General features: G+C 73.0%; 20 protein-coding genes. 8 read left to right on the top strand and 12 right to left on the bottom strand.

All coding sequences use genetic code 11. From position 1 onward, the window contains the following. Nucleotides 1–22: 22 nt before the first annotated feature. Nucleotides 23–412 carry a hypothetical protein gene (locus tag Aau02nite_RS08910; RefSeq protein ID WP_212987835.1) on the bottom strand — a complete coding sequence of 130 codons (390 nt, stop codon included), beginning with the start codon at nt 410–412 and terminating at the stop codon, nt 23–25. Between the two features lie 40 nt (nt 413–452). Between Aau02nite_RS08910 and Aau02nite_RS08905 the strand changes: the two genes are divergently transcribed. Both Aau02nite_RS08905 and Aau02nite_RS08900 read left to right on the top strand, forming a co-directional pair. Continuing rightward, complete coding sequence (locus Aau02nite_RS08905; protein WP_212987834.1) at nt 453–995, top strand: PadR family transcriptional regulator; 543 nt, start codon at nt 453–455, stop codon at nt 993–995. Continuing rightward, the gene (locus Aau02nite_RS08900) at nt 982–1,599 is read left to right on the top strand and encodes a GyrI-like domain-containing protein (protein ID WP_212987833.1); all 618 of its coding nucleotides are present in this window, start codon (nt 982–984) and stop codon (nt 1,597–1,599) included. The genes Aau02nite_RS08905 and Aau02nite_RS08900 overlap by 14 nt, the downstream gene beginning before the upstream one ends. Here Aau02nite_RS08900 and Aau02nite_RS08895 read toward each other — a convergent pair. The 5 genes from Aau02nite_RS08895 to Aau02nite_RS08875 all read right to left on the bottom strand — a co-directional run bounded on the left by Aau02nite_RS08895 (nt 1,596) and on the right by Aau02nite_RS08875 (nt 6,349). Beyond that, complete coding sequence (locus Aau02nite_RS08895) at nt 1,596–2,774, bottom strand: MarP family serine protease (protein ID WP_212987832.1); 1,179 nt, start codon at nt 2,772–2,774, stop codon at nt 1,596–1,598. The genes Aau02nite_RS08900 and Aau02nite_RS08895 overlap by 4 nt on opposite strands. A 22-nt stretch (nt 2,775–2,796) precedes the next feature. Continuing rightward, nucleotides 2,797–3,480: an NUDIX hydrolase gene (locus Aau02nite_RS08890; RefSeq protein ID WP_212987831.1), complete on the bottom strand. Its 684-nt coding sequence runs from the start codon at nt 3,478–3,480 to the stop codon at nt 2,797–2,799. Next, a complete protein-coding gene (locus Aau02nite_RS08885; RefSeq protein WP_246595007.1) occupies nt 3,477–4,268 on the bottom strand; it encodes a TlpA disulfide reductase family protein in 792 nt (263 codons plus the stop codon). The genes Aau02nite_RS08890 and Aau02nite_RS08885 overlap by 4 nt, the downstream gene beginning before the upstream one ends. Beyond that, on the bottom strand, nt 4,265–5,062 hold the full coding sequence (nth, locus tag Aau02nite_RS08880) for an endonuclease III (protein WP_281420966.1): 798 nt from the start codon (nt 5,060–5,062) through the stop codon (nt 4,265–4,267). Before nth ends, Aau02nite_RS08885 begins: the two co-directional genes overlap by 4 nt. Nucleotides 5,063–5,149: 87 nt before the next feature. Beyond that, nucleotides 5,150–6,349, bottom strand: coding sequence for a CapA family protein (locus Aau02nite_RS08875; protein ID WP_212987830.1), 1,200 nt, complete (start codon nt 6,347–6,349; stop codon nt 5,150–5,152). 202 nt (nt 6,350–6,551) lie between these two features. Here Aau02nite_RS08875 and Aau02nite_RS08870 point away from each other — a divergent pair, with 202 nt between their 5' ends. From Aau02nite_RS08870 to Aau02nite_RS08860, 3 genes are all read left to right on the top strand, one after another. After that, entirely contained in the window at nt 6,552–7,229 is a 678-nt protein-coding gene (locus tag Aau02nite_RS08870; RefSeq protein ID WP_212987829.1) for a Crp/Fnr family transcriptional regulator, read from the top strand. A gap of 224 nt (nt 7,230–7,453) precedes the next feature. Continuing rightward, nucleotides 7,454–8,905 (top strand): carboxyl transferase domain-containing protein, encoded by a 1,452-nt coding sequence (locus tag Aau02nite_RS08865; RefSeq protein ID WP_212987828.1) that lies wholly within the window; start codon nt 7,454–7,456, stop codon nt 8,903–8,905. A 20-nt stretch (nt 8,906–8,925) separates the two neighbouring features. Next, nucleotides 8,926–10,932: an ATP-binding protein gene (locus Aau02nite_RS08860; protein ID WP_212987827.1), complete on the top strand. Its 2,007-nt coding sequence runs from the start codon at nt 8,926–8,928 to the stop codon at nt 10,930–10,932. Between the two features lie 6 nt (nt 10,933–10,938). On the opposite strand, the gene Aau02nite_RS08855 is transcribed toward Aau02nite_RS08860, so the two are convergent. The 5 genes from Aau02nite_RS08855 to sp36 form a co-directional block, all read right to left on the bottom strand. Beyond that, nucleotides 10,939–12,405: a serine/threonine-protein kinase gene (locus tag Aau02nite_RS08855; protein WP_246595006.1), complete on the bottom strand. Its 1,467-nt coding sequence runs from the start codon at nt 12,403–12,405 to the stop codon at nt 10,939–10,941. 79 nt (nt 12,406–12,484) lie between these two features. After that, nucleotides 12,485–16,129, bottom strand: a complete 3,645-nt coding sequence (locus Aau02nite_RS08850) for an adenylate/guanylate cyclase domain-containing protein (RefSeq protein ID WP_212987825.1) — start codon at nt 16,127–16,129, stop codon at nt 12,485–12,487. Next, nucleotides 16,126–16,938, bottom strand: a complete 813-nt coding sequence (locus Aau02nite_RS08845; protein ID WP_246595005.1) for an MBL fold metallo-hydrolase — start codon at nt 16,936–16,938, stop codon at nt 16,126–16,128. The genes Aau02nite_RS08850 and Aau02nite_RS08845 overlap by 4 nt, the downstream gene beginning before the upstream one ends. Before the next feature lie 96 nt (nt 16,939–17,034). Beyond that, nucleotides 17,035–17,520: a RidA family protein gene (locus tag Aau02nite_RS08840; protein ID WP_212987824.1), complete on the bottom strand. Its 486-nt coding sequence runs from the start codon at nt 17,518–17,520 to the stop codon at nt 17,035–17,037. After that, the gene (gene sp36, locus Aau02nite_RS08835; protein WP_212987823.1) at nt 17,517–17,672 is read right to left on the bottom strand and encodes a Sp36 family protein; all 156 of its coding nucleotides are present in this window, start codon (nt 17,670–17,672) and stop codon (nt 17,517–17,519) included. Before sp36 ends, Aau02nite_RS08840 begins: the two co-directional genes overlap by 4 nt. Before the next feature lie 162 nt (nt 17,673–17,834). Between sp36 and Aau02nite_RS08830 the strand changes: the two genes are divergently transcribed. The 3 genes from Aau02nite_RS08830 (at nt 17,835) to bagB (ending at nt 21,009) form a co-directional block, all read left to right on the top strand. Continuing rightward, a complete protein-coding gene (locus Aau02nite_RS08830; RefSeq protein WP_212987822.1) occupies nt 17,835–18,761 on the top strand; it encodes an Rv0361 family membrane protein in 927 nt (308 codons plus the stop codon). A gap of 61 nt (nt 18,762–18,822) precedes the next feature. Then, on the top strand, nt 18,823–19,773 hold the full coding sequence (gene bagA / locus Aau02nite_RS08825) for an ATPase BagA (protein ID WP_212987821.1): 951 nt from the start codon (nt 18,823–18,825) through the stop codon (nt 19,771–19,773). 96 nt (nt 19,774–19,869) lie between these two features. Continuing rightward, nucleotides 19,870–21,009 carry an ArsA family ATPase gene (gene bagB / locus Aau02nite_RS08820; RefSeq protein WP_212987820.1) on the top strand — a complete coding sequence of 380 codons (1,140 nt, stop codon included), beginning with the start codon at nt 19,870–19,872 and terminating at the stop codon, nt 21,007–21,009. A gap of 1 nt (nt 21,010) precedes the next feature. Here the strand turns inward: bagB and Aau02nite_RS08815 are convergent, their stop codons facing one another. Beyond that, nucleotides 21,011–21,313, bottom strand: a complete 303-nt coding sequence (locus Aau02nite_RS08815) for a WhiB family transcriptional regulator (RefSeq protein WP_041832981.1) — start codon at nt 21,311–21,313, stop codon at nt 21,011–21,013. Nucleotides 21,314–21,366: the final 53 nt, after the last annotated feature.

Genomic DNA, 21,366 nt, shown 5'->3' with positions numbered 1-21,366 from the left:
CGGAACGCTTCCCGCCGCGCCTTCAGTCGCCCAGGGTGCCGTCAGGCCGTCCCGCGGGTGCGATCCCGCGCGGCTGCGCCGGCTCCGGATCCTCCGGTGCCGCGGCGACGAACGCGGCGACCGTCCGGCCGAAGAGCCCGTTCACGATCCCGCAGTCGCGGCAGACGAAGTCGTCGTCGAGCCGGCCGGTCGCACAGTGCGCACAGCTTCCCCGGTCCCGCGGGTCGTGGTAGCCGCGCAGCGCCTCGGTCAACGCCCGGGCCACCGGCAGCCGCAGCGGCAGCCGCTCCGTCCCGTCCCCGAGCCTGACCACCAGCTCACCCACCAGCGGGGCCGCCGGATCCAGCCCGTCGAGACGGGCCACGAAATCGCGAAGAGCCGCCAGAACATCGGCGGAGTGCGGCGTCGACATACCCGGCACCCTACTTTTACTCCAGCGCTAGAGTAATCGCATGGGTCGCGAGCTCACCCCCGCCGAACTGCTCGTCATGGGATTGCTCTGCGAGCGCCCCCGGCACGGCTACGACCTCGACCAGGTCATCGCCGCCCGCGGCATGCGCGAATGGACCCCCATCGCGTTCTCCTCGCTCTACTACCTGCTGCGCAAGCTGGAGACCGACGGCCTCATCACGCCGGTCGGCCCGGGCGACCAGCGACGCCGCGTCTACACGCCGACCAGCACCGGCCGGCAGCTCACCGCCGAGGCCACCCGCAGCGCGCTGGCGACCCTGTCCCCGCCGCACCCACCGGTGCTGATCGGCCTGGCGAACGCCCCGATGCTCGAACCGGCGGCCACCGTCGCGGCCCTGCACGCCCGCAGCCGCGCGATCACCGCCGAGCTCGACCGGCTGACCGCCCACCGCGACCAGCAGGCCGCCGGCGCCCCACCGGCGGTCGCCGCCCTGTTCGACTACGCCCTGGCCATGCTGGACGCCGAGCACGGCTGGGTCCGGCGCACCGTCGAGTCCCTGGAGGCCCCGGATGTCCAAAACTGACCTCAAGCGCGACCAGCACGCCCTCTACGCCTCGCCGACCGGCAGGTACGCCGAGGTCGAGGTCCCCGCCATGCGCTACCTCGCCGTCGACGGCAGCGGTCGCCCAGGCTCCCCGAGCTACCAGCAGGCCGTCGAGGCGTTGTTCACCGCGTCCTACGCCGCCAAGTTCCTGAGCAAGAACGACCTGGACCGCGACTACGTCGTCATGCCGCTCGAAGGTCTGTGGTGGGCCGACGACATGAGCACCTTCCGGACCCGCGAGAAGGACCGCTGGTCGTGGCGGATGCTGATCCGCCAGCCGGACTGGCTCGACGAACGCATCCTGGCCACGGCCATCGAGCAGGCCCACGCCAAGGGCCGAGATCCCGAGGGGCTGCTGCGGCCCGTCGAGCTCGACGAGGGTCGCTGCCTGCAGACCCTGCACCTCGGCTCGTACGACGACGAGGGCCCGATCCTGGCCTACCTGCACGACGAGTACCTGCCCGCCCAGGGTCTGCGCCCGGTCGGCCGGCACCACGAGATCTACCTCAGCGACGCCCGCCGGGTGGCCCCGGGGAAGCTCCGCACGATCCTGCGCCAGCCCGTGGCACCCGCCGAAAACTAGGCGCAGTCGCCGGTCTTGACGCCGCGGGTGCGTTCGACGCCGAGCCGCGCGGTGCCCGAGGCCTCCGCCGCCGTCAGGGCGAAGCCCACCGTCTGGTCGTCGGCCGCCGCCGCGAAGATCACGCCGAGCACGTCGCCGTTCGGGGCCACGAGCGGGCCGCCGGAGTTGCCGCTGCGGACCTTCGCGTAGATCGTGTAGATCTCCCGGGTCACGTCGCCCGAGTCGTAGATGTCCGGGCCGGTGATGTTGCTGACCTCGCGGACCCGGGCCGACTGCGCGTCGTACGGGCCGTCCAGCGGATAGCCCAGCACGACCGCGTTGGCACCCGTCCCGGCCGGCTTCTTCACGAACGGCATCACCGGTGCCCGCAGGCCCGGCACGTAGATGACCGCCAGGTCGCGTTCCGGGTCGTAGACCACGACTTTGCCGTCCAGCCGGTCGTTCGTCGTCTCCACCTGCACATTGCGGGTGCCCGCCACCACGTGCGCGTTGGTCATGACGCGCTCGTCGGCGTACACGAAGCCCGAGCCCTCGATGCGGCGCGAGCAGCTCGGCGCGGTGCCCAGCACCTTGATCACCGACTTGCGCGAGTTGACCACCACCGGGGCCTTGGCCAGCGCCGGGTCCGGGGCGGCGACCTCGCGCGCGTTGGTCCGGGCCAGGCCGCCGAAGACGTCCGGGAAGCCGTTGGTGTTCAGCGATTCACGCAGCCCGGCCGAGAGGGCCTGGGCCTGCTCCGGCATCAGCGAGTTGATGCCGTTGAGCACGGCGCTGCTGCGCACCTGCTTGTTGATCCCGGGGAACGGCGTCGACCCCAGCGGTACGGCGATCAGCCAGGCCACCAGCAGCACGGCGACGAGCGAGACCACCGCGCCGCCGGCGTCGTCCAGCCGCTGCAGCGGCGGGCTGCTGATCGAGCGGCGCAGCCGGGTGCCCAACCAGCCCGCCAGGGTCTGCCCGAGCACGGCCAGCGCGAAGATCGACACCAGCGAGACGACCAGTCGCACCGTGCCGTCCGCGAACTGGTTGGCGATCAGCGGACCCACCTGCAGGCCGATCAGCACACCGCTGAAGAAGCCGCCGAAGGACAACGCACCGATGACGAAACCCTGCCGGTAACCGCTGATCGCGAAGACCAGCATGAGCAGGATCAGGATTCCATCGACCACAAGCACTCGCTCAGAGTAGAAGTGACGGTCACGAGACCACCTCGTCGGAGGCGGCCGGCACGGCGACCGGGGTGTCGGGCAGTTCCATGAGCCGGCCGGGCTGCCACGGCCGGGTCCAGCCGGCCATGTCCAGCAGGGCCGAGACGACCCCCGCGGTGAAGCCCCAGACGAGCATGCCGCGCACCTGGAACGCCGGGCCCACCCAGCCGCTCGGGTGGCGTACCCGGATCCGGTTCGCGGGGTCGACCAGCTCGGCGACCGGCAGCCGGGCCACGTGCGCGACCTCGGCGGGCTGCCGCACGTGGACCGGGTGCGGGGCGTGCCACCAGGCCAGCACCGGGGTGACCACGAAGCGGCTGACCGGGATGTAGAGCTCCGGCAGGGTGGCCAGCACGGTCGCGCTGGCCGGGTGGAGCCCGACCTCCTCGTTCGCCTCACGCAGGGCGGTGGCGGCCGGGTCGGCGTCGGTGGGGTCGGCCGCACCGCCGGGGAAGGCGGCCTGCCCGGCGTGGTTGCGCATGGTGGCGGCCCGCTGCAGCACCAGCAGGTCGGGCTCGCCCGGCTGCTGCTCGCCGAGCAGCACCAGGACCGCGCTGGCCCGGCCGCCGCTCGCCGGCAGGCGCATGGTGGTGAAATCCTCGGTACGCGCGGACCGCACCCGGGTCAGCAGCGGCTCCCACCAGCCGGGGAGGCCGTTCCGGGGCCCGCTCACCCGGTCACCGTCACGCCGGTGTGGGTCCGCACCAGGGCGCCGAGGGCGGGCTTGTCGAGGGCCTCGCCGGTGTAGAGCTCGCGGCTGCCGTCGGCGGCGACGAACACGGTGACCGGCAGGGCGACCTTGCCCAGCGCGGTGAGCAGCTGCTGGTCGGGGTCGAACAGAGTCGGGAACGAGACGCCCCGGCTCGCGGCGAACGACGCACCGGCGTCCCGGGAGTCCCGGGTGTCGACGCCGATCACCTGTAGCCGGCCGGCGGTGGCATCGGCCAGCGCCTGCATGACGGGCAGCTCCTCCCGGCACGGCCCGCACCACGAGCCCCACAGGTTGATCACTGCCGGCCCGCGCAGAGCGGTGAGCCGGACCGGGCTGCCGCCGGTGAAACACGGCAGCGAGACATCCGGTAGATCAGCAGCGGCTCCGGCCACCGCCGGACCCGCGGAGCCCGACGGCCCCACGGACGGCAGAGCCGCGGAAGGCAGGGCCGCGGAAGGCAGGGCCGCGGAAGGCAGGGCCGCGGAAGGCAGGGCCGCGGAAGGCAGGGCCGCGGAAGACGCCGAGGCCGCGGACTTCGGCGTCCCCGCGGAGGAAGCCGAGGTCGCGGAAGACGGGGGTGCCGAGGAAAACAGCGGCGCGGTGAGGGCAGCGCAGTCGGTGAAAGGTGACGCGGCGTCCTCGGCGGCTGTCGGTGGCGGCGCCTCGGTGGCCGTGCACGCGGCGAGCAGCAGCGCCAGGGGCGGCGTCAGCCACCGCGCCGGCATCCGCCCGCCCCGCACTCGGCTCACGGGGCCTCCGGCGTCATGACGGCCGCGTCCGGCACCAGGTCCGGGTCGAGACCGGCCTGGACCGCCAGCTCCTTCGCGCGCGGGCCCTTCAGCAGCTTCGCCGCCGGGGCCGCCTCGGTCGGGCCGGTGCCGTACGACGGGCACATCGTCGCCAGGGTGCAGGCGCCGCACGCGGGCTTGCGGGCGTGGCAGACCCGGCGCCCGTGGAAGATGATCCGGTGCGACAGCATCGTCCAGTCGCGCTTCTCGATGAGGTCCGCGACCAGGAACTCGATCTTGACCGGGTCCTCCTCGTCGACCCAGCCGAAGCGGTTCACCAGCCGGCGGAAGTGCGTGTCGACGGTGATGCCGGGGACGTCGAAGGCGTTGCCCAGGATCACGTTCGCCGTCTTGCGGCCGATCCCCGGCAGCGCGACCAGCTGCTCCAGCCGGCCGGGCAGCTCACCGTCGTGCCGCTCCAGCAGCGCCTGACCGAGCTTGATCAGCGAGTCGGTCTTGGCCCGGAAGAAGCCGGTCGGCCGCAGGATCACCTCGAGCTCGGCGCGGTCCGCGGCGGCATAGTCGGTGGCCGAGCGGTACTTGGCGAAGACCGTCGGGGTGACCTCGTTGACCTTCTTGTCGGTGCACTGCGCCGACAGGATGGTGGCGACCGCCAGCTCCAGCGGGGTGCTGAAGTCGAGCTCGCAGTGCGCGTCGGGGTGGGTCTCGGCCAACAGCCGGGCCATCTTGCGGGCCCGGCGTTTCCGCCCGATCGGGGTCTCCCCGGCGAAGCGTTTGACCGACCGGGCGAGCACGGCCGCACCTGCGGTGGCGGCGACGACGGGACGACTCACGCGAGCAAGAGTACGTCGCACCCACGACCGCCCTGGGTCACCTACCCGTCACCGGGGCTCCGTGATGGATCCGTCCTCACCGATGGTCGCGGCGGAGTCACCGAAGTCGTCCGCCGAGAGCTCCCGGACCCGGTCCCGGCCGCGCTCCTTCGCACTGTCCCGGACGGGCTTGCCGGTGCTGTCCAGGTACGTCGACAGGAACTTGCCGCCGGCGAACCCACCGTCGCGGGTCAGCGACACGTGCAGGATGCCGCCGTACTTGAGGACCCCGTCGCTGCTGAGCGTCTTCCCGCCACCGGCGAAGTTGCCCAGGCTGTACGCGATCAGCTTGCCCTTGTAGAACTGCATGCCGCGCAGCACGTGCGGCCCGTGCCCGACCACTGCGTCCGCGCCCGCGTCGATGACCGTCTTGGAGAACTTGATCGGGTCGCCCCGGTTCTCGCCGAAGAAGGACTCGTTGCCCGGCCGTACGTGGACCTTGTCGGAGCCCTCGGCGCCCATGTGCACCTGCACCACCACGACGTCGCTCTGTCCGGCGGCCTCCTCGATCACGGTCCGGGCGGCGTCGAGGTCGTTGAGGTTGTTCGCGCCCGCGTACGAGGAGAAGCCGACCACCGCGACCTTGATCCCCTTGACCTCCACGACGGTGATCTGTCCCTCGGCCCCGGTGTGCTCGAGCCCGGCCTTCTCCAGGGCCCGGACCGTGTTCTTGTAGCCCTGCGCGCCGAAGTCCTTGGAGTGGTTGTTGGCCGTGTTCAGCAGCTGGAACCCGGCGTCGACCAGGTGCTGGGCGTACGCCGGCGGCGAGCGGAAGGCGAAGCAGTTGGCCCGGGGCGGGCTGCCGCACTTCGACGAGCCGGTGTCGCCGGTGAGCGGCTGTTCGAGGTTGCCCATCACCAGGTCCGACTGCAGGCCCGCACGGACCGAGTCGAAGAAGCCCTTGCCGCCGTTCGCCGGGAGCTTATTGGGCGCGCTGCCCATGATGATGTCGCCGGTGGCCGAGAACGTGAACGAGTCCCCGGCCGGGGCCGATTCCGGCTCGGGCTGCCCGGCCGAGGCCGAGGTCTGTGCCCGGGCGGCAGCGGAGGCGGGAGGTGCCTGCCAGGTCGGGGCGGGAGTGTCGGATCCCCGATCGGCCAGAGCCATGCCACCGAGGCCGGCGCCCGCGAGCACGGCGACAGCGAGGGTGACGGTCAGGGCGGGGCGGCCGAACAGGCCGGGGCGGCGCGGCGGGGGGTGGGAATTCATCGACGAGGACGATACCGTCGGCCGACAGGCGGGGGCGACCGACGAACGGCCCGTCCTTGCTCACCGAGAGCGACGATTCTTTCGACGTCCGGGGCACGACCGGTTACGCTGCGAGATCTGGATCGAGGGGTGCCGCCCGTTTACGGCCCGCGTGCGCCTAGACTGATCGAGCGCGGCGAAGCGCGTATTCGGAGGTACAGCGATGGATGAGGTACTGGCTCGCAGCGGGATCTTCCAGGGCGTTGACCCGGAGGCTGCCGAGGCACTCGCCAAGGAGATGGAGACGATCGAGGTCCGTAAGGGCGACGTCGTCTTCAATGAGGGCGAGGCGGGTGACAGCCTTTACATCGTTCTCTCCGGCAAGATCAAGCTTGGTCGCCGGGCCGCGGACGGCCGGCAGAACCTCGTCTCGATCATGGGTCCGTCGGACATGCTCGGTGAGCTGTCCCTGTTCGACCCCGGTCCGCGGACGGCCACGGCCACCGCGGTGACCGACACGCGCCTGGCCCGGCTGAAGAAGTCGTCGCTGCGCCCGTGGCTGAACAACCGGCCGGAGATCGCCGAGCAGCTGCTGCGGGTGCTCGCCCGCAGGCTGCGCCGGACGAACGACGCACTGGCCGATCTGATCTTCACCGACGTGCCCGGCCGGGTGGCGAAGAACCTGCTGCAGATGGCGGGCCGCTTCGGCACCCGCGACGGTGGCGTGCTGCGCGTGACGCACGACCTCACCCAGGAGGAGCTGGCGCAGCTCGTCGGCGCCTCCCGGGAGACGGTCAACAAGGCGCTGGCGGATTTCGCGTCCCGCGCCTGGCTGCGGCTGGACGGCAAGAGCGTCATCATCCTGGATCCGGAGAGGCTCGCCCGCCGCGCGCGGGTCTGACCGGCACAGCGACGAAAGCACGACGAGGGGCCGTCCTGATGGGCGGCCCCTCAACGGCGTGTCCACCCACCTGATCAGGGGACAAAGCCGCCCTCTCATGATCCGTGTCGCACCCGGTCGGCCGCTCGTTACGGAGGTGGTCGAGAGGCACTACACGGGCGAGAGGCGCGGGGTTTTGAAGATGGTGGCGGGCGTGCAGCGCAGGGCAGGGCAGAGGTGATCCCGTGACCGTGCTCGAGACCGCGATCGACCCGCGCAACCCGGCCTACCTGCAGAGCCGTAGCGCGATGCTGGAGCGGCTGGCGGAGCTCGAGGCGGCGCTGGAGGCGGCCCGCGCGGGCGGCGGCGAGAAGTGGGTGACCCGGCACCACGCGCGCGGCAAGCTGCTGCCCCGCGAGCGCGTCGAGATGCTGCTCGACCAGGACAGCCCGTTCCTGGAGTTGTCCCCGGTCGCGGCCTGGGGCTCGGAGTTCCCGATCGGCGCCAGCGTGGTCACCGGCATCGGCGTGGTCGAGGGCGTCGAGTGCGTGGTCATCGCCAATGACCCCACGGTGGACGGAGGCGCGGTCAACCCGTACACGGTGGAGAAGATCCGGCGGGCCGCCCGGATCGCCTCGGTCAACCGCCTGCCGCTGGTCAACCTCGTGGAGTCCACGGGCGCGGCCGCCCCGGCGGGCCCGCCGCCGGGCGGGGCCATCGCCCGCGACCTGAGCCAGCTCACCGCCGACCGGGTCCCGACGGTCTGCGTGGTCTTCGGCGCGACGACCGGCGACGCCGCCTACCTGCCCGCCCTCTCCGACTACACGATCATGGTGCGCGGGCACGCCAAGATGCTCACCATCCACCCGCAGCCGGTGCGCGCGGCCGGCGCCAACGGCCGGCCCGCGCCCGAGGTGCGCAGCGCGCCCACGGTCCCGGCCGGGGTCACCGGACCGGCGGACCAGCTGGCCGAGGACGAGCGCGACGGGCTGCGCCTGGCCCGCCAGTGCGTCCGGCGGTTCAACTGGCGCAAGCGCGGCCCGGCGCCGCGCTGCTTCCCGCCCAACCCGCCCAAGTACGACGCCGAGGACCTGCTGAGCATGGCCGGGGCCGACCCGGCGACGGTGTTCGAGCCGCGCGAGGTGCTGGCCCGGATCCTCGACGGCAGCGACTTCGACGAGTTCAAGCCGACCCAGGGCACCGCGCTGGTCACCGGCTGGGGCGAGCTGCACGGCTACCCGATCGGCGTGCTGGCCAACCTGGGCGGGGCCTTCTCACCGGCCGAGACCCAGAAGGCCGTGCACTTCATCCAGCTCGCCAACGCGACGGCCACGTCCCTGCTGTTCGTGCAGTACACCGGCGCGCCGGCCGCCGAGGCCCACGAGGCCGCGGACGTGCGCCACGGTGCCCCGCTGGTGCACGCCGTCGCCAAGTCGACCGTGCCGCACCTGACCCTGATGATCGGGGCCCGGCCCGCCGAGGAGTCGGGCGGCATCTACGGCCGCGCGTACGAGCCGCGGTTCCTGTTCAGCTGGCCGGTGGAACGGCCCGCGGACGGTTCACCCCCGCTCGGGAAGCTGCCCGACGACGGCGTCATCGATCCGCGCGACACCCGTACGGTGCTCGGTCTCTGCCTGTCCGCCGTGCACAGCGCGGCTGTCGAGGGCGCCGAGCACGTCGGCGTCTTCCGACCCTGAAGTCCCTGAAAGGTAGACCAGTGATCCGACGTCTTCTGGTGGCCAACCGCGGTGAGATCGCCCGCCGGGTCTTCGCCACCTGCCGCCTGGTCGGTATCGAGACGGTCGCCGTCTACTCCGATGCCGACGCCGACGCGCCGCATGTCACCGAGGCCGACTACGCCGTCCATCTGTCCGGCAACACCGCGGAGTCGACGTACCTGCGGGGTGACCTGATCATCGCGGCGGCCAAGCGGGCCGGCGTGAACGCCATCCATCCGGGTGACGGCGGGCTGGCCGAGGACCCCGGGTTCGCCGCCGAGGTCGCCGACGCCGGGATGATCTGGGTCGGCCCGCCGGCCAAGACGCTGGGCACGGTGCAGGACAAGATCGAGACCAAGGCCATGGTGGCGGAGGCCGGGGTGCCGGTGCTGCCGACGCTGACCGACCCGGCCGAGATCACCGACTTCCCGGTGCTGATCAAGCCGGCGACCGGCCAGGGCGGGCAGGGCATGCGGGTGGTCCGCGACCCGGTGACGCTGGCCGAGGCGATCTCCTCGACCCGCCAGGAGACCGGCGACACGGTGTTCTGCGAGCCGTACGTGGAGAACGTGCGGCACATCGAGGTGCCGATCATCGCGGACGCGCACGGGGCTGTGGTGCCGTTCGGCGAGCGCGAGTGCTCGGTGCAACGTCGCTACCAGAAGATCATCGAGGAGACGCCGTCCCCGGCGGTCGATCCCGCGCTGCGCGAGGAGCTGTGCCGGGCCGCGATCATCGCGGTACGGGCCATCGGCTTCGTCGGCGCCGGCGCGGTGGAGTTCCTGCTCGACGAGCACGGCGACTTCTGGTTCCTGGAGCTGACCCCCACCCTGCAGGTCGAGCACGCGGTCACCGAGTGTGTGTCCGGCTACGACCTGGTCCGCCTGCAACTGCTGGTGGCCGAGGGCGGCAGCCTGCCGATGCCCGGTCCGCCGCCGATCCGCGGGCACGCCATCGAGGTACGCATCTGCGCCGAGGACCCCGCGTACGCCTGGCTGCCCGCCTCCGGCACGCTGCACCGCTTCGCCGTCCCGGACGTGGCCGGCTCGTTCCGCCCGCTGCCCCAGCCCGGCCTGCGCCTGGACGCCGGCGTGATGGACGGCACCGTGGTCGGCGTGTTCCACGACTCCACCCTGGCCAAGCTGGTCGCCTGGGCCCCGACCCGGCAGGAGGCGGCGCGGATGCTCGCGTCGGCGCTGACCCGGACCCAGCTGCACGGCGTGGTCTCCAACCGGGACCTGCTGGTGCGGGTGCTGCGGCACCAGGCGTTCCGGATCGGCGACGTGGACACCGGGTTCCTGGACCGGCATCCGGAGGTCTTCGCCCCGCTGCTGTCCTCGGTGGACGCGGTGCGCATCTCCTGCCTGGCCGCCGCACTGGCGGGTGCCGCGGCCCGGCGGGCGACCGCCCCGGTGCTGCAGTCCCTGCCGTCGGGCTGGCGCAACGTCCCCTCCGGCTCGCAGACCGCCGTGTACGACGGCCCGGCCGGCCCGGTCGAGGTCGGCTACCGGATGAACCGGCACGGCGAGCTGGCCGGCTGGTGGGTCCGCGCGGTGGACCCCGAGGAGCTGGACCTGGCGGGCCTGGGTCAGGCCCCGACGCTCGACGACCACCCGCCCACGGTGGTGGTGCACGCCGACGGCGGCCGCGTCGACCTGGACGTCAACGGCATCCGGCTGAGCCTCAAGGTGCACCGGGTGGGTGACATCTCCTACGTGGACAGCCCGGAGGGCTCGGTGACGCTGCGTGAGCTGTCCCGTTTCCCGCTGCCGGCCCCGGAGACCACCGAGGGCTCGCTGATCGCCCCGCTGCCCGGTGCGGTGCGCCGGGTCCTGGTGGTGCCGGGTCAGCGGGTGCGCGCCGGTGAGCTGCTGCTGACGCTGGAGGCGATGAAACTGGAGCACCCGGTGCACGCGCCATCGGCCGGCGTGGTGGCCTCGCTGCCGGTGCAGCCGGGCGCCGAGGTCGACACCGGCGAGCTGCTGGCAGTGCTCGACCCTGAGTGAGGAGCTTCAGCCGCGGGCCAGCACCGGCCCGCGGAGCTGGTCCAGGCCCTGACCGGCCAGGCAGCGGAAGGTGCGGTCGGTGCTGGTCGGCGGCAGCACCGACAACGCCCACTCGGTGCTGTCTGTGCGGGTCGTGGTCCGGCGGAAGGTCGCCGTGCTGCACACCTTGCGCACGATCGGGTCGGTGGTGACCGCGTCCCGGTCGTGGGGCTCCACACCGGACGGCAGCCGCCCGATCGCGAAGACCTCCCAGCTGTGCGGCCGGGTGCACGAGACCTTGCGGGCGGTTCGGCCGCCGTCGGCCCGCCGGGTGTAGCACTCCACCTGCTCGGGACAGTGGGCGGTGGCAGCGGCACAGCCGGGGAGCCGGGACAGCGCCGCGGGCACGGTGGAGGTCGCCGGGGCGGCCAGCCGGGTGGCGAACGACCGCACCTTCGGGCCGTGCGCGGACGCCAGCCAGGCGCCGCCCAGCGAGGTCGCGATCAGCAGGAACACACCGAAGCCGCCGAAGAGCCACTTGCGCTTGGCCCGCTTGCGGCCCTCGGTGTGCACGGTCGGCGTCTCGTCGGCCGCGTGCACCTCCCGGGTCGGCGACACCGGGGGCACCGGCCGCGGGTTGCGGGGCATCGGCCGCGGCTCCGGCGGCTGGAACGTCGACGCGCGGTAGACCGTCGGCGGGACCTGGTGGCTGCCGGGACTCAGGTGCAGGCCGCCGAGCATCTCCCGCAACTGCTCCGCGGTGGGCCGGGCCCGGGGGTCGTTGGCCATGCCGTACCGCAGGATCTCGGTGAGCGCCCGGGGCACGCCCGGCAGCTCCGGGATGGGCTGGTCGAACAGGTCCATCAGGGTGATCAGGCTGGGACTGCGGTCGGACTCCCAGCGCGGCGGCCGGCCGCGCATCACGGCGTAGAGGGTGGCGCACAGCGCGTACACGTCGACCGCGCCGGACGGCTCGGCGTGCGAGAACATCTCGGGCGGGGCGTACGCCGGGGTGAGCACCTCGAGGGTGACCGACGAGTCGCGCATCTCGCCGAGCACGGCCAGCCCGAAGTCGGCGAGCACGGCCGGGTTGAAATGCGAGTACAGGATGTTGGCCGGCTTGACGTCGCGGTGCAGCACCCCGTTGGCGTGCGAGTGCACCAGCGCGTCCGCGATCTTCACGCCCAGGTCGCGGGCCTCGGCCGCGGTCAGCGGGGACACCCGCATCCGGTCCAGGTACGACCCGTCGCAGAGTTCCATGATCAGGTACGGGTGCTGGTCGACGGTCACCCCGACGTCGAAGAGGTCCACGACGTGCGGGTGTGAGGACATCCGCCCGGCCGCCTTGGCCTCGCGCAGGAAGCGGGCCTGGTCCCGGGCGTTGTCCAGCGTTCTGTTCTCGACCTTGATGGCGACGTCACGACCGACGGAATCCTGGGTCGCGCGGTAGACGGTGGCGTACCCACCGCGTGCCATAACCGTCAAGCCGGACATGCCAGGCACGTACGGCGCGGGGAGGCGGCCAGGCGGGTTGTCGGTCACGGGTTAGAAAATACGCGACCGGGCGCCGGGTTCATCCCGGCACGTCAGACGCGTACGCGACAGATTCCGGCGGTTCCACGATGGAATGTGCCAATGCATCCCTCAGTTCCTCCGCCGCCACCCGTTCACTGACCTGTTCCGAGGAGTACGCCAGCAGCACCGCTTCGTCCGCCGCCGCCCGCGCGAGCTCCAGCGAGCCGGCCGCCGCGTTCACCCGGGCGAGGACCATCGCCGCGACCACTCCGCTGCGCACGTCCTCCGCCGGCACCTCCCGGGCGCGCCGGATCCAGGTCGCCGCCGCCTCGACGTGACCGTCGGCGAGCAGGGCGGACGCGTACGACGCGAGCGCGTGCCGGCGGGAGAAGAGCAGGGAGCCACCGGTGTCACTGGCGATCGGCGCGAGCAGCCCGACCGCGGTGGCGGCGTCGCCGGCCCGCAGTCGCGCCTCGGCGAGCAGCACCCGCGGCCCGACCTGGGCCGGCGCGAGCGGATTGTGCGGCTCCACCGCGGTCATCACCCGGCGGGCGTCCGCCTCGGCCGCCTCCACGTCGCCGCGCTGCAGCGCCACGAAGCCGCGCAGGGTGCCGGCCATGCCGAGCAGCAACGGGTGGCCGGTCTTGTCGGCGTACGCGAGCGCGTCCGTGAGCAGGTCCTCGGCGTGCTCGGGCTCGTTGAGGCCGCGGGCGATGGCCCCGCGCACGACCAGGGCCAGCCCGCGCCCCCAGTCGTCGGAGACAGCGGCGAACTCCCGGTACGCCCGGCGGGCCTCACCGTCCGCCTCGGCCAGGTCACCGAGCTCGGCTGCCGCGTACGCCTCGACCGCGCGCAGCGTGCCGACCGCCCAGCCCTCGCCGACCCGGTCGCCGAAGGGCAGGAAGATCCGGGCCAGCCGGCGCGACTCGTGCAGGCGCCCGGCCAGCAACCGGGCGAACGCCGTGGTGCCGCGCAGCCAGGAGCGGCCCACCGGGTCACCCAGCTCGGCGAAAAGGCGGGCGGCCCGGCCGAGCACCGCGTCCGTACCCGCGAAGTCACCCCGGGTGGTGGTCACCCAGGCCAGATTCTGCAGCGCCCAGGCCTGCCCGTGCCGGTCCCCGGCGGTCAGCGTGACCTGGTACGCGGCCGCGAACCGGCTGCTCGCCTGGCTCAGCTTGCCGGCCAGGAAGTCGGCCATGCCCAGCCGGCGCATCGCGTTGGCGCGTTCCGGGGCCAGCTCGGCCTCGGTCGCCACCTCCAGCGCCTGCTGCCAGGCCGCGACGGCCCGGGAGGTGTCGCCCAGCGCCTCCTGCGCCCGGCCGACGACCAGCAGCGCCTCGGCCCGGCACACCGGCTCCTCGTCGGCGCTCCCGGCGATCTTCTCGCCGTAGGTCAGCGCCTCGTTGGCCCGGCCCAGGCGCAGCAGCGCGCGGGCGTGCACCAGCTGGTCGGAGAGCGGCAGGCCGTCCTTGGCGATGGCGGCGGCCCGTTCCGCGTACGCGATCGAGGCGGCCGGTTCGATGTTGGCCAGCGCGCGGCGGGCCATCCGGCCCAGGGCGGCGACGCCCAGCGGGGCCACCTCCCGGGCCGTCGCGTCGGGGCGCAGCCGGACCGCGTCGGCCAGCTCGACCGCACACTCGGCGTGGGTGGCGACGAAGGCGTCGCGCTCGTTCTCCCCCAGACTGAGGCGGCCGGCGCCGTCGTAGCCGAGCGCCGTCACGGTCTCGGGCGCAGCCCATCGCGCCAGGTACGCGTGCCGGTCGGCCAGGTCGGCCTTGCCCAGCCCGGCGTACGCGGCCTCGCGCATCAGCGGGGTGCTGAACGCGTACCCGCCGCGGACGCGGTGCAGCATGCGCCGTTGCAGCAGCTCGTCGATGGCTCGTTCCAGCTCGACGGCGGCCACCGCACCCGGCCGGGCGTCGGCCGGTGCACGCCGCTCCCGCAGGGCCTCGATGACGCCGGTGGGCACGGTGTCACCGACGACGGCGGCGTCACGCAGGACCGAGCGCGGCTCGGTCGGCAGCGCGTCGATGCGGGCGGCGAGGACCGCCGCGAGGTCGCGGGAGAGCAGCTGGCTGCCCATCGACCCGTCGGCCAGCTGCCACTTGCCGGCGGCGTTCGCGCCCACCGCGGGCATCAGCGCGCCGCGCTCCATCAGCAGCGTGACCAGCTCGGCCAGGTAGAACGGGTTGCCCTGGGCGGTGGCGAGCAGCCGGTCGGCGTCGGCCGGCGCCAGCTTGCCGCCGTTGAGATAGGAGGTGAGCAGCCGGGACGCGTCGGCCCCGCGCAGCGGCGGCAGGGTGTGGATCTCCGCGTCGGCCAGCCGGGTCAGCGCGCCCGCGGTGCGGACCAGCTCCGGGCGGCCGAGCAGCAGCAGCACGACCGGCCCCTCGAGCCGCGACAGCACCGCGCCGAGCGCGTCGATGGTCTCGGCGGTCGCGTCGTGCAGATCGTCGACGATCACGACCAGCGGCGCCTCCCGGGCCAGGGCGCTGAGCAGGCCGGCGACCGCGACCGGGATGGTCTCGGTCTCCGGGCGGGCGCCTCCGGTGGGCTGGTACTCCGCGACCGCGGCCGGGCCCACCGGGTTGGCCACGGCCTCGCCGTAGCCGAGCAGGGCCAGCAGGCGGTCGATGTCCAGGTCGAGAGTCCCACCGTCGCGGCTGAGCCGGGCGACGAGCTTGCGCAGCCGCTCCTCGACCACCGTGCGGTTCATCGTCGCGGCCACGTCCTTGGGCAGGCCGACGGACTTGCGCACGAGGTCGGCCAGCGGCGCGAACCGGCGGCGCTCACCGAACGCGCGGCACCGCGCCCGCAGCACCCGGGCCCCGGTGTGGGTGGCGAAACGGCCCGCGCCGACGTCGTAACCGGCTGCCAGCCGCTTGACCTCGCCCGCGAACCGGGTCTTGCCGATACCGGCCTCGGCCGTCATCACCATCACCCGGGGCGTGCCCGAGTCGATGACCTCGGCCAGCCGGCCGGAGACCCGGCCCAGCTCGGTCTCGCGGCCCACGAACGGTGCCTCGTCGCCGAGACCCGAGCGGGTGCCGGGCGCGTCGTGCAGACCGAGCAGCTCGTACGCCGGCACCGGCTCGCGCTTGCCCTTCAGCCGCAGCGCCCGCAACTGCCGCCAGGAGGCGACGTGCCGGGTGCCGGCCGAGGTGCGCGACCCCGCGTAGACCGCACCGACCGCCGCGGCGTCGGCCAGCCGGGCGGCAGTGTTCACCGTGTCGCCGATGACCGTGTACTCGATCGAGGCCTGGATGCCGGCGACCACCTCGCCGGTGTTGAGCCCGACGCGCAGGCCCAGCGGCGCGCCGCCGCCCCGCTCGTCGTCCAGCACGCGGCGGACCGCGCGCTGCATGCTCAGGGCGGCCCGGACCGCGCGCTCGGCGTCGTCCTCGTGGGCGACCGGCGCGCCGAAGACGGCCATGATCCCGTCGCCGGTGAGCTTGTCGACGTGCCCGCCGAAGGTCTTGACCGCACCGGCCAGCGCGGCGAGCACCCGGTCGGTGACCGCGCCGACGCGTTCCGGGTCCAGGTCCTCCGACCAGGACGTGAAGTCGGAGAGGTCGCCGAAGAGCACGGTGACGATCCGCCGCTCGGCCGCGGGCAGTGTCGCCGCGGCGGGCAGGGCGGCACCACAGTTGTGGCAGAAACGGGCACCGGGAACGGCGACGGTTCCACACACAGGACAGGTCACAGCGGGTCCAACTGTTCCGGGGCGGGCTGTGATTCCCGCCTCAGGTATTCGAGTTGCGCGCGCGCCGACCAGATCGCCGCGAAACGGACTCTTGGTGCGATGTCCGGGTAGACGACGTCGACGATCGCCTCGGCCGAATCGGCCCCGGCCGCGATCGCGGCGCGGACCTGGCCGAGCCGCTCCTGCCGGTGGGTCAGATAGGCCCGGGCCACCGCGGCGCAGTCCGGCCGCGCCGGCCCGTGCCCGGGAAGCATTCGCACACCCTCGTACGCCGCCAGCCGCTCCAGACTCGTCAGGTACGCCGCCAGGTCGCCGTCCGGCCACGCCACCACGGTCGTGCCGCGTCCCAGGATGGTGTCACCGGTGAAGACGACCCGCTCGCCACCGCACTCCACCAGGAAGCAGATCGAGTCACGGGTGTGGCCGGGGGTGTCCAGCACCTGGATCTCCAGCCCGTCGCCACCGAGCAGCTCGTCGCGGCCCACCGGCCCGGCGAGCACGCCGTGCTTCGGATCCGCCGCCAGAACGGGTGTGCCGCCCAGCAGCCCGGAGAGGCGCGCGGCACCCTCCACATGGTCTTGATGACCGTGCGTGACGAGAATGAACAGGAACGGTCCGTGTTCGGCGATCCGGGCGAGATGTCCCTCGCGCAGCGGTCCGGGATCGATGACGACCCCGTGCTCGGCCCCGGGGGCACGCAACACCCAGGTGTTGGTGCCGTCCAGCGTCATCGGCCCGGCGTTGGGCGCACGCAGCAGCGTCGCCCACCCCGGCAACTCCACGACCTCGGCGGCCCCCATGCACCGCATCGTACGTCGCGCCGCGCTGACCGTCCGGGGACCGGATGTGCGATCCGGTCACCGGCGGTCACGACGCGGCGGCAAAACCACACGCAGTGGGGTGGGTCAGGCGATCTCGGCGATGACCTCGACCTCGACCGGCGCGCCCAGCGGGAGCTCGGAGACGCCGACGGCACTGCGGGCGTGCCGGCCCATCTCACCCAGCACGTCACCGAAGAGGTTCGAGGCACCGTTGACCACGGCAGGCTGGCCGGTGAAGCCCTCCGCCGACGCCACGAAGCCGGTCAGCTTGACGATCTTCACGAGCCGGCCCAGGCCGACCAGCGCGTCGATCGCCGCGAGGGCGTTCAGCGCGCAGTAGCGGGCGAGCTCGGTGCCCTGCTCCACGGTCACGTCCGCGCCGACCTTGCCGACGTACGGCAGCTTGCCCTCCACCATCGGCAGCTGGCCGGAGACGTAGACGTAGTTGCCGGACTGCACGGCCGGCACGTACGACGCGAGCGGCGGCACGACCGACGGCAGGGTCAGCCCCAGCTCGGCGAGGCGGGCGTACGCGTCGGCGCCGCCCTCACCGGTCACCGGCGTGGTCACGACTTGGCCCGCTTCATGTACGCGATGAGCTGCTCGGAGTTGGGCCCGGGCACGACCTGCACCAGCTCCCAGCCGTCGTCACCCCAGTTGTCGAGGATCTGCTTGGTCGCGTGGACCAGCAGCGGCACGGTCACGTACTCCCACTTCTGCATTGCTCGTCCAGCTCCCTGTCACTCGTACGGGCCGCTCCGGGCGGCTGCCCGGCGACGGCGACAGCCTAGCCAGGCGGCCGGAGCTGCCTCGCGGCTGTCCGGATTTCGTTACGCTGAGCACCGGGGCGGCGCGGCCCCGACTCCGCCGGCCGAGGGGGCACGATGACGCAACCGCAGCAGGGCGAGACGACGCGGGTCTCGTCGATCGCCGCCGCGGAGGCGCCGGAGTCCGACTTCATCGACGCCCCGCCGGCCGCCGAACTGCCCGAGTGGCCGCCGGTCGGCGCCTACCCCGGCGAGCCCGGCCACCCGGATCCGGCCGAGCCCGCCACCGGTTTCGATCCGTCCGGCGACACGCAGGTCTTCGCGGTGCAGCCCCCCGAGCCCGAGGTGCTGATCGGTGAGCCGGTGTGGCATCAGCCGCCGCCGACCGAGCCCTTCCACGCCCGCCACGAGAAGCCCGGCGAGTGGCGCACCGAGCCGCCGCCCCACCTGGCGCTGGAGCATTCCCCGCCGGCCGAGGTGCAGCCCGGCGTGCAGCACGACCAGCCCACCGAGGCCATCCCGCTGAGCATGTTGCCGCACCCGTGGGAGGTGCCGTTCGACCCGCACGCCACCGAGACGGTCATGCTCGACCCGCCGCCGAAGCACAAGCGCCCGTTCTGGGTGGCGGTGGCCCTGGTCCTCACCCTGCTCATCTTCGGCGGCGGCACCGTCTCGGCGTACCTGCTGCTCCGCAATGCCGAGAGCGGCAAGGGCGCGCCCGACCCGGCGACTGCCGTCAACAGGTTCATGACGGCGATCTACACCCAGCAGGACCCGCGGACCGCGGGGGACGTCGTCTGCCGCGAGGCGCGCGACGAGAAGAAGCTCGAGGCCCGGGTCGAGCAGATCAAGGGGTACGCGAACGAGTACGACGCCCCCTCCTTCCGGTGGAACGACCCGGCCGTCTCGGGGCAGACCGACGAGCGGGCCACGGTCGGCGTGCAGCTCACCATGAGCACCGACGACGAGAAGACGGCCCAGCAGCAGCTGACCTTCACCGTGGTGCGCAAGACCGGCTGGCTCGTCTGCGACGTGACCGGCTGAACTGACCCGCGGCCGGAAAACCCGGGCAAGTTCGTAAGGGTCGACCCCGTACGCTCGAAGCGTGGCTAGCAACGAGTGGCCGGCGCGCCTGCACGTCGTGACCGGCAAGGGTGGCACCGGCAAGACGACCGTGGCAGCGGCGCTCGCCCTCGGGCTGGCCGCGGGCGGGCACCGCACCCTGCTCGTCGAGGTCGAGGGGCGGCAGGGCATCGCCCAGTTGTTCGGCACCGATCCGCTGCCGTACGCCGAACGCCGGATCGCCATCCCGGCCCGGGGTGACGGCGAGGTCCGGGCGCTGGCCGTGGACCCCGAGGAAGCCCTGCTCGAGTACCTCGAGATGTTCTACCGGCTCGGCGCGGCCGGCCGGGCGCTGCGCAAGATCGGCGCCATCGACTTCGCCACCACCATCGCCCCCGGCCTGCGCGACGTCCTGCTCACCGGCAAGGTCAAAGAGGCGACGACCCGCTCGTCGGACGGCCGGCGGGTGTACGACGCGGTCGTGCTGGACGCGCCACCGACCGGCCGGATCGGACGGTTCCTCAACGTGACCGCCGAGACCGCCAAGCTGGCCAAGATGGGCCCGATCAAGACCCAGAGCGAGGGCGTGTCCTCGCTGCTGCGCTCGCCGATGACCTCCGTGCACGTCGTCACGCTGCTGGAGGAGATGCCGGTGCAGGAGAGCCTCGACGCCATCGGCGAGCTGTCCGGGCTGGGCATCCCGGTCGGCCGGATCATCGTCAACGGCGGCCGGCCCCCGCTGCTGGCCGCCGGCAAAGTCACCAAGACCGAGCTCAAGCGCGGTCTGGCCGCCGCCGGCCTGCCCACCGACGCCGCGACCGTCAACGGCCTGCACGCCGAGGCCAGGGCCCACCTGACCCGCCGGGAGCTGGAGGAGTCGCTGCGCTCGGAGCTGGCCGAGCTGGGCCGCCCGATGGTGGCGCTGCCGCTGCTGGCCGGCGGCGTGGATCTCGAGGGACTGCACGAGCTGGCCGGCCTGCTGCTCAGCGCCTGACCGGGCCGGCCCCGCGGCGCCGGGCGAGTGTCTGACCCGCCACACACCGCAGTGCTCCACACCGCGCCGGGGGCTACGAGTCAGTACGCTCGGAGCGTGGCCGCTGATCAGACCGCCCCTCGCCTGGACGTCGACGCTCTGCTGGCCGACCGGGCCACGAGAATCGTGGTCTGCTGCGGCGCCGGCGGCGTGGGCAAGACCACCACGGCGGCGGCGCTGGGCCTGCGCGCGGCGGAGCAGCACGGCCGGCGCACAGTGGTGCTCACCATCGACCCGGCCCGCCGGCTCGCCCAGTCCATGGGCCTGACCGAGCTGGACAACACGCCCCGGCAGGTCAAGGGCATCGACACCGAGGCCACCGGCGGCGAGCTGCACGCCATGATGCTCGACATGAAGCGCACGTTCGACGAGGTCGTGCAGGCGCACACCTCGCCGCAGCGGGCCGCGGAGATCTTCGGCAACCCGTTCTACCAGGCCATGAGCTCGACGTTCTCCGGCACGCAGGAGTACATGGCGATGGAGAAGCTGGGCCAGCTGCGCGCCGGCGACGAGTGGGACCTGATCGTGGTGGACACCCCGCCGTCCCGCTCGGCCCTGGACTTCCTGGACGCCCCGGCCCGGCTGTCCCGCTTCCTCGACGGCCGGATGCTGCGCCTGCTGATGGCCCCGGCACGCGGTGGCCGCAGCATGTTCAGCCTGGTCACGGCCTCGTTCGGGATCTTCTCCCGGGCGGTGCAGAAGATTCTGGGCGCGCAGCTGCTGACCGACCTGTCGGGTTTCGTGGCCGCGCTGGACTCGATGTTCGGCGGCTTCCGGCAGCGCGCCGACGAGACGTACCGGATCCTGCAGGACCCGCAGACCGCGTTCCTGCTGGTCGCGGTCCCGGAACGGGACGCGGTCCGGGAGGCCGCGTATTTCGCGGAGCGGCTGGTCGCCGAGCGGATGCCGCTCGCCGGCCTGGTGCTCAACCGCACCCACGAGACGGCGTTGCCGTCGGTGACCCCGGCCCAGGCCGACGCGGCCGCGGCCGCGCTCGACGCGGCGGGCGATCAGCAGACGACCGCGGACGCTCTGCGCATCCACGCGGCCCTGCTGCGGCAGATCGACCGGGAGGTACGGGTGGCGGCCACGTTCACCGAGGCCTTCCCGGACGTCCCGGCGGTCGCGGTGACAGCGCAACCCGCCGACGTGCACGACGTCGACGGGCTGCGGACAATCGGTGCTGCCCTGGCCTGAATCAGCGGGTGGAGACGAGCACCTTGTCGGCGCCCTTCTCCCGCAGCGCGGCTTCGAACATCTTCCGCCAGCTCGCCACGTGCGGGTGCCGGCGCAGCAGTGCGCGCCGCTCCCGCTCGGTCATGCCTCCCCAGACGCCGAACTCGATCCGGTTGTCCAGAGCGTCGGCCAGGCACTCGTAGCGGACCGGGCAGCTGCGGCAGATCCTCTTCGCCACGTTCTGCTCGGCGCCCTGCACGAACAGCGCGTCAGGGTCGCCACTCTGACATGCCGCCATGCTGGGCCAGTCGCTGATCATCCCCATCTGTTCACGTCCCCCCTTGCTTCCCCTGACGTCCGCGGACTCATGTCCCCTCA

The sequence above is a fragment of the Actinoplanes auranticolor genome (genome assembly GCF_018332655.1).
In the GTDB taxonomy this organism is placed as follows: domain Bacteria; phylum Actinomycetota; class Actinomycetes; order Mycobacteriales; family Micromonosporaceae; genus Actinoplanes; species Actinoplanes auranticolor.
The sequence above is the reverse complement of the archived record's forward strand: the minus strand, read 5'-3'. Positions and strand labels throughout refer to the sequence as shown.